This is a genomic window from Rodentibacter sp. JRC1, from assembly GCF_020521555.1.
In the GTDB taxonomy this organism is placed as follows: domain Bacteria; phylum Pseudomonadota; class Gammaproteobacteria; order Enterobacterales; family Pasteurellaceae; genus Rodentibacter; species Rodentibacter abscessus.
The window spans coordinates 907184-921487 of the sequence record NZ_BPWA01000001.1 but is presented as its reverse complement, the minus strand read 5'-3'; the positions used below and the strand labels follow the sequence as shown (position 1 = coordinate 921487).

13 protein-coding genes are annotated in these 14304 nt (G+C 40.5%); 11 read left to right on the top strand and 2 right to left on the bottom strand.

Annotated elements, in window-relative coordinates:
* Positions 1-71: 71 nt before the first annotated feature.
* The 9 genes from HEMROJRC1_RS04140 to serA all read left to right on the top strand — a co-directional run bounded on the left by HEMROJRC1_RS04140 (position 72) and on the right by serA (position 9985).
* Positions 72-383, top strand: a complete 312-nt coding sequence (locus HEMROJRC1_RS04140) for a DUF4298 domain-containing protein (protein ID WP_226691752.1) — start codon at positions 72-74, stop codon at positions 381-383.
* 122 nt (positions 384-505) lie between these two features.
* A complete protein-coding gene (locus tag HEMROJRC1_RS04135) occupies positions 506-709 on the top strand; it encodes a hypothetical protein (protein WP_194811245.1) in 204 nt (67 codons plus the stop codon).
* 147 nt (positions 710-856) lie between these two features.
* The gene (rpe, locus tag HEMROJRC1_RS04130) at positions 857-1534 is read left to right on the top strand and encodes a ribulose-phosphate 3-epimerase (RefSeq protein ID WP_226691751.1); all 678 of its coding nucleotides are present in this window, start codon (positions 857-859) and stop codon (positions 1532-1534) included.
* 44 nt (positions 1535-1578) lie between these two features.
* Positions 1579-2253 (top strand): phosphoglycolate phosphatase, encoded by a 675-nt coding sequence (locus HEMROJRC1_RS04125; RefSeq protein WP_226691750.1) that lies wholly within the window; start codon positions 1579-1581, stop codon positions 2251-2253.
* A 115-nt stretch (positions 2254-2368) separates the two neighbouring features.
* Entirely contained in the window at positions 2369-4783 is a 2415-nt protein-coding gene (gene lon, locus HEMROJRC1_RS04120; RefSeq protein ID WP_226691749.1) for an endopeptidase La, read from the top strand.
* Between the two features lie 189 nt (positions 4784-4972).
* Positions 4973-6535 carry an AbgT family transporter gene (locus HEMROJRC1_RS04115; protein ID WP_226691748.1) on the top strand — a complete coding sequence of 521 codons (1563 nt, stop codon included), beginning with the start codon at positions 4973-4975 and terminating at the stop codon, positions 6533-6535.
* Positions 6536-6730: 195 nt separating this feature from the next.
* On the top strand, positions 6731-7882 hold the full coding sequence (gene hemW, locus HEMROJRC1_RS04110) for a radical SAM family heme chaperone HemW (RefSeq protein ID WP_226691747.1): 1152 nt from the start codon (positions 6731-6733) through the stop codon (positions 7880-7882).
* A gap of 181 nt (positions 7883-8063) precedes the next feature.
* A complete protein-coding gene (rpiA, locus tag HEMROJRC1_RS04105) occupies positions 8064-8723 on the top strand; it encodes a ribose-5-phosphate isomerase RpiA (protein ID WP_226691746.1) in 660 nt (219 codons plus the stop codon).
* 29 nt (positions 8724-8752) lie between these two features.
* Positions 8753-9985 carry a phosphoglycerate dehydrogenase gene (gene serA, locus HEMROJRC1_RS04100; protein ID WP_226691745.1) on the top strand — a complete coding sequence of 411 codons (1233 nt, stop codon included), beginning with the start codon at positions 8753-8755 and terminating at the stop codon, positions 9983-9985.
* Positions 9986-10042: 57 nt separating this feature from the next.
* On the opposite strand, the gene asnA is transcribed toward serA, so the two are convergent.
* Entirely contained in the window at positions 10043-11035 is a 993-nt protein-coding gene (asnA, locus tag HEMROJRC1_RS04095; RefSeq protein ID WP_226691744.1) for an aspartate--ammonia ligase, read from the bottom strand.
* 153 nt (positions 11036-11188) lie between these two features.
* Between asnA and asnC the strand changes: the two genes are divergently transcribed.
* A complete protein-coding gene (asnC, locus tag HEMROJRC1_RS04090; RefSeq protein WP_018356952.1) occupies positions 11189-11641 on the top strand; it encodes a transcriptional regulator AsnC in 453 nt (150 codons plus the stop codon).
* 161 nt (positions 11642-11802) lie between these two features.
* On the opposite strand, the gene HEMROJRC1_RS04085 is transcribed toward asnC, so the two are convergent.
* Entirely contained in the window at positions 11803-13098 is a 1296-nt protein-coding gene (locus tag HEMROJRC1_RS04085; protein WP_226691743.1) for an FAD-binding oxidoreductase, read from the bottom strand.
* Positions 13099-13237: 139 nt separating this feature from the next.
* Here HEMROJRC1_RS04085 and HEMROJRC1_RS04080 point away from each other — a divergent pair, with 139 nt between their 5' ends.
* Complete coding sequence (locus HEMROJRC1_RS04080) at positions 13238-14290, top strand: extracellular solute-binding protein (RefSeq protein WP_226691742.1); 1053 nt, start codon at positions 13238-13240, stop codon at positions 14288-14290.
* The last annotated feature ends 14 nt before the right edge of the window (positions 14291-14304 follow it).

Genomic DNA, 14304 nt, shown 5'->3' with positions numbered 1-14304 from the left:
AAATACGCTGTAAACTGACCGCACTTTCAACCGGAAGTGCGGTTTATTTTTAGAAAGTTTTGGAGAGAATAATGCTACCCAAAGAACGTTTAGCGCAAATTGTCGAAATGGAAGCTATTTTGAATGAATCAACGGATTTTCTTGCGGAAGCACAATGGTTTCTTGAAAAATGGCAAACATTCTTACCGAAAATGAAATTCTTGGAAAAATATTATTTTAGCGGCGATTGGCGTGATGATTACGAAGCCTATGAGCAAGGTAAAATTCCCAAAGATCAACCTTGCGGCGTACTTTCGGAAGATCTTATTTTTAATGCGAGTGCCGATCAGCAGCGTCTTGCCATTGAATATTTAAAAGTGATCACGGTAATTTTAGATCATTGAAATTCCTCTCCTATTTTGCTCTCATCACGATGAGATTATTTTTATGAACTTTTATTCGGTCGGGTTTGTCTTACAGAACGCTATCGCTGTTGATAGTTTTTAGTTTTACACGGAGAAATCCTATGAAGTTAATCACAAAATCGTTGATTATTGGTATGACGGCCGTTTCATTAGCAGCTTGCGGAAATATGAGCCGTAGCCAAAAAAATACCGCGGTGGGGGCTGCAATTGGTGGTGCCGCCGGCTATATGATTAAAGGCAATGCGGCAACAACATTAGGTGGGGCGGCATTAGGTGGTTTGATTGGCAGCCAAGTGAATAAATAAAATTTCTTAAAAAACCGACCGCACTTTGTTTTATTCGGAAAGGAAACAAAGTGCGGTTGTTTTTTTCGGTGTTTTCCAAGAAATAATCAAGGCAATTTATACCTTAACGTAGTAAACTAGAGTGATTACTATCTTTTGGAGATGACTATGAAACCTTATCTTATTGCTCCCTCAATTCTTTCTGCCGATCTTGCCCGCCTTGGTGATGATGTACAAAATGTATTGAATGCCGGTGCGGATGTGATTCATTTTGATGTTATGGATAATCATTATGTGCCGAACCTCACTTTCGGCCCCGTCGTGTGTAAAGCTTTGCGTGATTACGGAATTACCGCACCGATTGACGTTCATTTAATGGTAAAACCGGTGGATAGAATTATTCCTGATTTCGCGAAAGCCGGTGCCAATTATATTAGTTTTCATCCGGAAGCTTCAGAACATATTGATCGTACATTGCAGCTTATTCGAGATCACGGTTGTAAATCCGGCTTAGTGTTTAATCCGGCAACGCCGTTGAGCTATTTGGATTACGTATTGGATAAAGTGGATTTGATTTTATTGATGTCGGTAAATCCGGGATTTGGCGGGCAATCTTTCATTCCGTCCACACTGAAAAAATTACAACAAGTACGCAAAATAATTGATGATAGCGGCTTAGATATTCGTCTTGAAGTGGATGGCGGCGTAAAAATCAACAATATTGCGGAAATTGCAGCAGCCGGTGCAGATATGTTTGTTGCCGGTTCGGCCATTTTTGACCAACCTGATTACAAACAGGTGATTGATCAAATGAGACAACAACTCGAAACGGTTTGTGGTGAATAAATATCACGCCTTTTTTGACTGATTTACAAGGAAATAGAAAAATAATGAACACACAATTTAAACTTATCGGCTTTGATTTGGACGGTACTTTAGTTAATAGCTTGCCGGACTTAGCCTTGTCCGTGAATTCCGCTTTAGCGGAGTTGGATTTACCGCAAGCCTCAGAAGCATTGGTATTAACTTGGATCGGCAATGGTGCACCGGTACTTATTGCACGTGCTTTAGAATGGGCTTATGAGCAAACAGGTAGAACGCTAAGCGAGGCGGAAATCGAAACGGTAAAAGCTCGTTTTAGTCACTATTATGGTGAAAACCTCTGTAATATCAGTCATTTATATCCTAATGTAAAAGAAACCCTAGAAGCCTTAAAAGCTAAAGGTTATACTCTTGCCGTTGTTACCAATAAACCGACTAAACACGTTCAACCGGTGTTATCCGCATTTGGTATTGATCACTTATTTAGCGAAACCTTAGGCGGTCAATCTTTACCTGCAATTAAGCCGCATCCGGGGCCGCTTTATTATTTATGCGGAAAGTTTGGGCTTGAGCCACGCCAAGTGTTATTTGTCGGTGATTCCAAAAATGACATTATTGCCGCACATGCGGCGGGTTGTGCGGTGGTGGGGTTAACCTATGGCTATAACTATAATATTCCTATCAACGAATCCGACCCGGATTGGGTATTTGACGATTTTGGCAAATTACTGGAAATTCTTTAGCTTTTCAACAAAAGTGCGGTTATTTTTGACCGCACTTTTATCGCTCGTTTCCCTTGAATTTATTCACCCAACCCCCATATATCCCCAAATTACGAAGACAGATTAGAGAGAAAATATGAAAGCCAAAAAAACACAACGCACGATGCCCGTATTGCCGTTACGCGATGTCGTGGTTTTCCCTTATATGGTAATGCCGCTTTTTGTGGGGCGGGCAAAATCTATCAATGCACTTGAAGAGGCGATGAATGAAGATAAACAGCTCCTTTTAGTTTCACAAAAACAAGCGGATTTAGAAGAACCGACGGTTGATGACGTATTTGATGTGGGGACGATTGCCAATATTATCCAGTTATTGAAATTGCCGGATGGTACGGTGAAAGTATTGGTGGAAGGTCAACAACGCGCAAAAATTAACAGTTTGGAAGAAGGCGAAAATTTCTTTTCTGCCCAAATTACTCCGATTGAGTCCACCTATGGCGATGAACAAGAAGTAAACGTGGTGAAAACAGCGGTACTGGCAGAGTTTGAAAACTATCTTACCTTAAATAAAAAAGTACCCGCTGATGTATTAAGTGCGCTTCAACGTATTGAAGAGGCGGATCGCTTAGCGGATACGATGGCAGCGCATTTGCCGGTAACGGTTCGCCATAAGCAAAACGTATTAGAGCTTGCTGATGTGCAAGCACGTTTAGAATATTTGCTTGGTATGATGGAATCGGAAGCGGATATTCTACAAGTGGAAAAACGCATTCGTAGCCGTGTGAAAAAACAAATGGAGAAAAGCCAGCGTAACTATTACTTGAGCGAACAAATTAAAGCGATTCGCAAAGAAATGGGAGAGGGCGAAAGTGAAGATACGCTTGATGAAGTTGAACAACTTCGTCAAAAAGTTGAGGCGGCGGGAATGCCTGCGGACGTTCGTGAGAAAGTAGAAAACGAATTACAAAAACTCAAAATGATGTCCGCAATGTCGGCGGAAGCCACAGTGTTGCGCAGTTATGTGGAATGGATGCTTCAAGTGCCTTGGCATCAACGCACTAAAGTAAAAAAAGATATTACAAAAGCACAACAAATATTAGATGCGGATCATTATGGTTTGGAGCGTGTGAAAGAGCGCATTTTGGAATACCTTGCGGTACAAGCTCGTTTGAATAAAGTAAAAGGACCGATTCTTTGTTTGGTAGGCCCTCCGGGAGTGGGGAAAACCTCATTGGGACAATCTATTGCCAATGCGACCGGTCGTAAATATGTGCGTATGGCGCTCGGTGGCGTACGTGATGAGGCGGAAATTCGCGGTCATCGTAAGACTTATATCGGCGCTTTACCGGGAAAATTGATCCAAAAAATGGCGAAAGTGGGCGTGAAGAACCCGTTATTCCTGCTTGATGAAATCGACAAAATGGCATCGGATATGCGTGGTGATCCCGCCTCCGCTTTATTAGAAGTGCTTGATCCTGAACAAAATACCGCTTTCAACGATCACTATTTAGAGGTGGATTACGATCTGTCGGATGTGATGTTTGTGGCAACCTCAAATTCGATGAATATTCCGGGGCCATTGCTTGACCGTATGGAAGTGATTCGTCTTTCCGGTTATACGGAAGATGAAAAACTCAATATAGCGATGCGTCATTTGTTAGAAAAACAAATGGAACGTAATGGCTTGAAAAAAGGCGAATTGGTGGTGGAAGAAAGTGCGATTTTAGACATTATCCGTTACTACACCCGTGAAGCCGGTGTGCGTAATTTAGAACGTGAAATTTCTAAAATTTGTCGTAAGGCAGTGAAAAACTTACTGGTTAATCCAAAACTGAAATCAATCACCGTGAATGCCGATAATCTTCATGATTATCTCGGTGTAAAACGTTTTGAATTTGGCAAAGCGGATACTCAAAATCGAGTAGGGGAAGTTACCGGCTTGGCTTGGACAGAAGTGGGTGGGGATTTATTAACGATTGAAACCGCCTCTGTTATTGGTAAAGGTAAACTCACCTTTACCGGTTCTCTTGGTGATGTGATGAAAGAATCGATCCAAGCAGCAATGACGGTGGTACGCGCTCGTGCTGATAAACTCGGCATTAATCCAGAGTTCCACGAAAAACGCGATATTCACATTCACGTACCGGACGGCGCAACCCCGAAAGACGGTCCGAGTGCTGGGATCGCAATGTGTACGGCGCTTGTTTCCTGTTTAACCGGTAATCCTGTTCGTGCCGATGTGGCGATGACGGGGGAAATCAGCTTACGCGGTAAAGTCTTGCCGATTGGCGGTTTAAAAGAAAAACTATTGGCAGCACATCGCGGTGGAATTAAAACCGTGTTGATTCCAAAAGAGAATGTGAAAGATTTGGAAGAAATTCCGGATAACGTAAAAGAAAATCTTACCATTCACGCCGTTGAAACCATTGATGAAGTGCTTGGCTTGGCTTTGGAAAATCCTCCGGAAGGAGTTGAATTCGTGAAAGTGGAAGCTAAATCGAAAGCGCCACGTCGCAAATCAACAACAAAAACGACAAGAGCGGTCAATTAATTGAATATTTTTTAAGGCTTGTGAAACAAGCCTTTTTTGTATCTTTAAATTCTAATTTTTTGATGATTCAAGCAAAGTTGTGAAAAAAATGTAACGTTATTGTTGCAGAAATGGAATTTTATTTTTGAGTTTGATAAAAAATATGCGAATATGAAGCCTATTTTTTAACCAAAGTAAAAGGATATGCGCATGTCATCAACCGTTTCTCAAAAAAACAGCCGAATTCAGCATTTTTTAAAAGGGGTAGAGTGGCTTGGAAATTTATTGCCGCACCCTATCATTTTGTTTATGTTGATGTGTGGTATTTTGATCATACTTTCAGCAATCTTGCATTATTTTGATGTGAGAGTCTTGGATCCTCGCCCTAATCATTCTGCTGATATTATCGTGAAAAGCCTACTTAGCCAAGAAGGGCTTTCTTATATGGTCAGTAGTTTAGTAAAAAATTTCACCGGTTTTGCGCCACTTGGTACAGTTTTAGTAGCAATGCTTGGGGTATCTATTGCTGAATCCTCGGGTATGATTTCTGCGGCGTTGAGGGGCTTAATTGTTGGTGCACCGAAAAAATTAGTGACCTTCACTATTGTATTTGCTGCGGTTATTTCAAATACAGCCGCAGAACTTGGTTATGTGGTGTTAATTCCTCTTGCTGCGATGATTTTTCACGCACTTGGTCGTCATCCGCTCGCAGGGATTGCAGCCGCATTTGCCGGTGTTTCCGGCGGGTATAGCGCTAATTTGCTATTAGGTACGGTGGATCCGCTTTTATCGGGAATTACTCAAGAAGCGGCCCGTTTAATTGATTCAGATTATGTGGTTGGGCCTGAAGCAAACTGGTATTTTATGTTTGTCAGTACGTTTTTAGTAAGTATTTTAGGCTATTTGGTTACTGAAAAAATCGTTGAACCACAGTTAGGAAAATATGATCCTAAAGATGCGGATGATTCTTCAATTCTTAAAAATAAAGTGGAGAAACTAACACCTAATGAGAAAAAAGGGTTGATGTGGGCCGGAATTGCAATGTTAATTTTTTCCTCGTTACTTGCGTGGACAGTTGTTCCCGAAGATGGCATTTTGCGTAATCCCAAAACAGGGTTAGTGGCTGGTTCACCTTTCTTACAGGGAATTGTTGTTTTCATTTTTATCTTTTTTGCTATTCCCGGTTATATCTATGGACGGGTTACCGGTTCAATGAAATCTTCTCAAGATATCGTAAAAGCGATGTCGCAAGGTATGGCCTCAATGGGGCTGTACATTGTGTTGGTATTCTTTGCAGCACAGTTTGTGGCATTTTTTAAGTGGACGAACTTAGGCTCAATTATTGCTGTAAAAGGGGCTAATCTACTCATTGATCTTGGTTTAACAGGTCCGATGCTTTTTATCGGTTTCATCTTGGTTTGTGCATTTATTAATTTGATGATTTCCTCCGCTTCAGCACAATGGGCATTAACCGCACCTATTTTTGTACCGATGCTGATGTTGGTCGGTTATGCACCGGAAGTAATTCAGGCTGCATATCGTATTGGTGATTCAACAACGAATATTATTACACCGATGATGAGTTATTTTGGCTTGATTATGGCTGTGGCGGTTCGTTATAAGAAAGATACGGGGGTGGGGACGCTAATGGCAATGATGATTCCTTATTCATTTATTTTTATCATTGGTTGGATAACACTTTTCTACCTTTGGGTTTTTGCGTTTGGTTTACCTGTTGGGCCGGGCTCATTAACTTATTTTTCAATTCCATAACTAAACAATATGTTGGTATAGACGTAATAGGCTCTCAATGTGGAGCCTATTATTTTCCCTAATAAATCGTTTCTCCGCCTTTAACTTACTTAAAATTAAGATGATAGCTAAAGACTTCCTCTTTTAAAATTTTTTCCGTTGTATTTTATAATGGCATAGAATAGCGCAATATATTTTTTTAATCTATCAATTATCATGCTTACACTTCCCCCACTTTCGCTTTATATTCATATTCCTTGGTGTGTACAAAAGTGTCCCTATTGCGATTTCAATTCACACGCTCAGAAAGGTAACATTCCGGAAAGCGACTACATTTATCATTTACTACAAGATTTACAGCTGGATTTAGTGCGCTTTAAAGACTCCGTTCAAGATCGTAAATTACATTCGATTTTTATCGGGGGTGGCACACCGAGTTTATTTTCAGCAGAAAGCATTGCCACTTTGTTGAATGAAATCAGAAAGTGTATTCCTTTTGAAGATGATATTGAAATAACACTTGAAGCCAATCCCGGCACGGTGGAAGCGGAACGTTTCAAAGGTTATGTTTCAGCCGGAATAACACGTATTTCCATGGGGATTCAAAGTTTTAGCGATGACAAACTTCAGCGTTTAGGACGTATTCATAATTGTCTTGAAGCGAAAAGTGCGGTCAATTTAGCAAGCGTTTCCGGCTTAAAAAGTTTCAATTTGGATTTAATGCACGGATTGCCAAACCAAAGGTTAGATGAAGCCTTAGATGATTTACGCCAAGCGATTGCGCTTTCTCCTCCGCATCTTTCTTGGTATCAACTTACCATCGAACCCAACACAATGTTTGCTTATCGTCCCCCGAAGTTACCTGATGATGACGAACTGTGGGATATTTTTGAACAAGGGCATAAATTGTTGACGGAAGCCGGTTATCAACAATATGAAACGTCAGCCTATGCTAAGCCGGGTTTTCAATGCCGACATAATTTAAATTATTGGCGTTTTGGGGATTATTTGGCGATTGGATGTGGCGCACATGGAAAACTCACTTTTCCGAAGGGAAAAATTTTGCGTTTTTCTAAAACCAAGCATCCGAAAGGTTATTTGCGCGGCGAATATTTATATGAGGAAAAAAACGTCCCCGAAATCGACCGCCCTTTTGAATTTTTTATGAACCGATTTCGTTTATTAGAAGCCGTACCGAAAACTGAGTTTGAAGTCTACACCGGTTTGCCGCAAAGTGCGGTTAGAAATCAAATCGATTTTGCGCTCACACAAGGCTACCTTATAGAAACTTCTCAAACTTGGCAAATCACAGAACGAGGGAAATTATTCTTAAATGAATTGTTGGAATTATTTTTAACGGAAGAATGATATTTGCACTTGTTTATCAAAATGAGTCGTATTAAAGTAAAGCAATCGTTTATATTGAATTAAATTTAAAATATCTACTGCATTGCTATGCCTCGCCGTACTACTTGTACTGTCTTCGGCTTGCGGCTTTGTGTCTGTTTTAAATTTAATTCACTATACTTAATTCAAGTAAGGAAAAGAAATGGATCAGTTAGAAATGAAAAAACTTGCGGCACAAGCCGCATTACAATATGTGAAAGCGGATACGATTGTGGGGGTCGGGAGCGGTTCAACGGTGAACTGTTTTATTGAAGCATTAGGCGCAATGAAAAACCAAATAAAAGGTGCGGTGGCTGCTTCAAAAGCTTCGGAAGAGTTGTTACGCAAACAAGGTATTGAAGTATTCGGTGCTAATGAGGTTTCCGAATTAGATATTTATGTTGATGGAGCTGATGAGATCAATCCGCAAAAAATGATGATTAAAGGCGGCGGTGCGGCACTCACTCGCGAAAAAATCGTGGCGGCATTGGCGAAAAAATTCATTTGTATCGTTGATTCCAGTAAACAAGTAGATGTATTGGGTTCTACATTCCCATTGCCGGTGGAAGTGATCCCGATGGCGCGTTCGCAAGTCGGTAGAAAATTGGCTGCACTTGGCGGCTCGCCGGAATATCGTGAGGGTGTGGTTACCGATAACGGCAATGTGATTTTAGATGTGTATAACTTTAAAATTTTAAATCCGGTGGAAATGGAAAAAGAATTAAATAACGTTGCCGGTGTGGTGACTAACGGCATATTCGCTTTACGTAGTGCAGATGTCGTGATTGTCGGAACGCCTGAAGGTGCGAAGGTTATCGATTAATTCATAATATAAATTATAAGGATGCAAATATGACAAACAAAGTTTCACTTGATAAATCAAAAATCAAATTTGTGTTGCTGGAAGGTGTACATCAAAGTGCACTAGATACCTTGTATGCGGCAGGTTATACAAATATTGATTATTATAAAAAGGCGCTTGATGGCGATGAACTTAAAGCGGCGATTAAAGATGCGCATTTTATTGGGTTACGCTCGCGTACGCACTTAACTGCGGAAATGATAGAAGCCGCTCCAAAACTTATTGCGGTAGGCTGTTTTTGTATCGGTACTAATCAAGTTGATTTGAATGCAGCAAAAGCGCGTGGTATTCCGGTATTTAATGCGCCGTTCTCAAATACACGCTCTGTGGCGGAATTAGTACTCGGTGAAATTTTGCTACTTATGCGTAATGTGCCGCAAGCAAATGCAGAAGTACATCGTGGTGTGTGGAATAAATCTGCAGCAGGCTCTCACGAAGTACGCGGTAAAAAATTGGGGATTGTCGGTTATGGTCATATCGGTTCTCAATTAAGTATTATTGCAGAGTCACTTGGAATGGATGTGTATTTCTATGATATTGAAAACAAATTACCGTTAGGGAATGCAAAACAGATTCGTGATTTGGAAGAATTACTTGGGGCTTGTGATGTGATTTCCTTACATGTACCGGATCTGCCGTCAACCCGTAATTTAATGAGTGCAGAACGTATAGCGCAACTTAAACAGGGTTCCATTTTAATTAATGCGGCACGTGGTACGGTGGTAGATATTGACGCATTGGCGAAAGCGTTAAAAGAAGGAAAAGTCCAAGGTGCGGCAATTGATGTTTTCCCTGTCGAGCCGGCATCGATCAATGAAGAATTTGTTTCTCCGTTGCGTGAATTTGATAATGTGATTTTAACGCCGCATATCGGCGGTTCAACGGCGGAAGCACAAGAAAATATCGGTTTTGAAGTGGCGGGTAAATTTGTGAAATATTCCGATAACGGTTCAACCTTATCTTCCGTAAACTTCCCTGAAGTTTCTTTGCCGGAACACGAAGGCACTAAACGTTTATTGCATATTCACGAAAATCGCCCGGGTATTCTTAATAAACTTAACCAAGTTTTCGTAGAGGCAAATGTGAATATTGCTGCGCAATACCTGCAAACCGATCCGAAAATAGGTTATGTTGTGGTGGATGTGGAAACGGAAGATACTGCACCACTATTGGCAAAATTACGTGAAATTGACGGCACGATTCGCGCGCGCGTGTTGTATTAAGATCGTTGAAACGAAAAAAAGTGCGGTGAAATTCACCGCACTTTTTGTTTAAAAAGATTAAAGAATGTGTTGATACTGCTCTAACATTTCTTTTGGCCATACGCTTGATTGCACTTCGCCGATATGTTTTTTACGTAATAAGAACATCGCTAAACGGGATTGACCTATGCCGCCGCCAATCGTGAGCGGTAATTTGCCGTTGAGCAATTCTTGATGCCAATCCATTTCTAGGCGGGCTTCATCGCCGGTTAAACCTACTTGCAAGCGAAGTGCCGATTCATCAACACGAATCCCCATTGAAGAAAGTTCGAAAGCTTTTTCAAGATCCGGGTTCCACACCAAAATATCGCCGTTTAAACCTTTATAGCCGTTTTCAGATTCTGTTGTCCAGTCATCATAATCCGGTGCGCGACCATCGTGTGGCTTTCCATCGGAGAGATTTCCGCCGATACCAATCAAGAAGACGGCACCGTATTCTTTACAAATTGCATTTTCACGCTCTTTACTGCTTAAATCGGGGTAACGTTTGACTAGGTCTTCGCTGTGAACAAAGGCAATTTGTTTTGGCAAAATGGAAGGAATGTCAAATCGGGCTTCTACGGCAAGTTCGGTTAAACGAATTGCGCGATAAATTGAGTTTACGGTTTCTTTTAAGTAAGCAAAGTTACGGCGACCGGCAGGGATCACTTTTTCCCAGTCCCATTGATCCACATAAACGGAATGGGTTGAATCTAATGAATCTTCGTCCGGACGCAATGCTTTCATATGAACGAATAATCCTTCTCCCTCTTTAAAATGGAAACGGGCAAGGGTGTGGCGTTTCCATTTCGCCAAAGAGTGAACCACTTCAAATACGGCATTCGGAATTTGTTTTACGTTTACTTGAACCGCTTTCTCAATTCCCGATAAGTTGTCTTGCATACCGTTTCCCACTTGGCTAAGAATAGGACCCTGCACTTCAATGATGCCAAGTTGTTCAATTAAGTTTTGTGTAAAGGTGTTTTTTACAAAGCTAATTTCTTGTTGTTGTAAGATAAATGTTTTCTTCATATTTTCCGCCTGTTTTAATACTAAGTGAAATTTTTAGGTATTATTCAATAAAATCAGATTATATTTCAAGTATTTTGTTTACTTTTCCATTAAGTTTAAATATTATCTAATTAAATGATGGTTTTTTAGATGATTTATAAAGGAGGATGTTTTATGCACAATATCGATAATTTGGATCAACAAATTCTCCGCGTTCTCACCAAAGATGCCCGTACGCCCTATGCTGAAATGGCGAAAAATTTTGGTGTTAGTCCCGGTACGATTCACGTTCGTGTCGAAAAAATGCGTCAATCAGGTATTATTGAAGGGACAAAAGTGATTATTGATGAACGTAAACTTGGTTATGATGTATGTTGTTTCATCGGTATTATTTTGAAGAGCGCGAAAGATTACGAGAAGGTTATCAAGAAACTGGAAACTTTTGATGAAGTGGTCGAAGCCTATTATACGACGGGAAATTATTCGATTTTCATTAAGGTGATGACGCACACTATTGCCGAATTACACTCGGTATTAGCGACAAAAATTCAATTAATTGATGAAATTCAATCTACCGAGACTTTGATTTCAATGCAAAATCCTATCTTGAGGGATATTAAACCTTAGGTGTTTTAGGTATCTAATTTCACCAATAATGGACTTTCCGATTATTGGTGAAATTAAAATACAACGCCTTAAAGTGCGGTCAAAAAACCTTTAGATTTGCCAATCGTGCCTTAAGATATAACAATCGCTTCAAGCGATTGCGTGTTATTTTGAGTGAATTTCTAGCGAAAACGATCCAAAAATTTGTAATATTGCACACCGATTTTAGTGGCTAAATTTTTTACGATCTTTCCGCCATAAACGGATGGCACTTTCAGTTCCTCGAAAATTCGTAAGCGTTCATCATCGCCTAAAATGGCTTCAGCGATAATGCGACCGGCAAGCCCCGTTAATGCAACGCCGTGTCCGGAATAGCCGTGAGCAAAATAAATATGAGGAGAAATCCGACCAAAATGTGGGGTAGAGTTCATCGTCATATCGATTGGCCCCGCCCAGCCGTAATCGATTTTAACTTCTTCAAGTTGCGGGAATACGTGCAGCATATTTTGCCGCATTACGGCAACCATATCTTTTTCCGAGCTGGAATCACTGCCGAAAAGAAGGCGATTATCCGCACTTAGACGATAATAATCGAGTAATAAATTATTATCACACACGGACATACCATTATTAATCACTGAATCGGCAAGGGTTTGACTTAAAGGTTCGGTGGCAATGATAAAGCTTTCTACCGGCATAATTTTGCGATTAATACCGTGATGAATTGATTTGGGTAGCACATCAATATAGGCATTGGTTGCTAAAATAACATCTTGAGAAATGACCGCACTTTGTGTGGTTTTTACTTCGATACTGCCGTTTTTTTCAATCAGATCCACGACCGGTGATTGCTCAAAAATCCGTACGCCGAGATCCAAGCAGGCTTTTGCCAACCCTAAGCAATAATTAAGCGGGTGCAAATGCCCTGAGTTGCTATCGTATAAACCGCCCACGTAAATATCACTGCCCAAATGTTGTTTGAGTTTAGCTTTATCCCAAAGCTGCATATTTTTATAGCCAAAATTTTCATGGCTGGCTTTTTCGTTTGCGATGAGATCGTCCATACGGCGATCATTCAGCGCAAGGGTGGCGTAACCTTTTTTCCAATCGCATTGGATGCCGTATTTGGCAATGCGTTCATCAATAATATCGATGGCTTCTAAGGACATTTCCCATAATTTGCGGGCTTTATCAAAGCCCACTTCTTTGATGTACTCATCAATGCCTTCTTCAAAGCCGTTAATTGCTTGTCCGCCGCTTCGACCTGAAGCGCCGAATCCTATGCGCGCACCTTCCAGTACGATCACTTTTTTTCCTTTTTCGGCGAGTTCTAATGCGGCGGATAAACCGAAGAAACCGGCACCGATTACGCACACATCCGCTTGTTCAACCTGTGTTAAAGCGGGAAGTTGGAAATCTTGATTGCGTGAATCGAAATAATAAGAAGGTACGTGTTCTTGATGGGCAAAATTCAGCATAAAAAATCTCGTGAATAAAAGTTGGCGAAATCTTACCCCTATGGGTAAATATGTCAAACCCTTTGCGAAAAAATGTTATACTTCCGTCTGCGTGAATTTGGCGCATTGATTATTAATTATTCCTTCGGAGGTCAATAAATTGAAAAAATCCTTTGTTCTCTCAATCAAATCTCTTTTCCTTTCGGCAATCGCTGTTTTTGCGACATCAGCTTTTGCCAACAACAAACTTTATGTTTATAACTGGACGGACTATGTGCCTTCCGATCTTGTTGCTCAATTTACTAAAGAAACCGGTGTGGAAGTGATTTATTCCACCTTTGAAAGTAATGAAGAAATGTATGCAAAATTAAAATTAACGGAAAATGCCGGACAAGGCTACGACTTGGTTTTTCCATCGAGTTATTACGTTAATAAAATGATCAAAGAGAATATGTTGCAACCTTTAGATCACAGTAAACTGAGTAACTTAAAACAAGTGCCGACACATCTTTTAAACAAGGAATTTGATCCAGAAAATAAATATTCTTTGCCGTATGTGTATGGTTTAACCGGGATTGAGGTGAACTCGGATGAGATCGAACCGAACAAGATTACAAGTTGGGCGGATTTGTGGAAACCGGAGTTTAAGCACAAGGTATTGATGACCAGCGACGCACGCGAAGTTTTTCATATCGCTTTATTATTAGATGGTAAATCACCGAACACCACAAATGAGGACGAAATCAAAGCCGCTTATGAACGTTTGGTTAATTTATTACCTAACGTGGTAACCTTTAATTCGGATTCTCCGGAAGTGCCTTATGTACAAGGCGAAGCAGCAATCGGTATGATTTGGAACGGTTCTGCGTATTTGGCGCATAAAGAAAATCCAAGTTTACAATTTATTTATCCGAAAGAAGGGGCAATTTTTTGGATGGACAATTACGCAATTCCAAAAACTGCAAAAAATGTAGAAGGTGCGCATAAATTTATTGATTTTTTACTTCGTCCGGAAAATGCAAAAGTAGTGGTAGAACGTATGGGCTTTTCGATGCCGAATAACGGTGTGAAAGCGCTATTGAATCCCGAACTTGCCAATGATCCGACTTTATTTCCTCCTCCTGAGCAGGTGGAAAAGGGCATTATGCAAGGAGATGTGGGCGAAGCGATTGATATTTACGAAAAATATTGGAATAAATTGAAAACCAATTAATTTCTTCTTTCAAA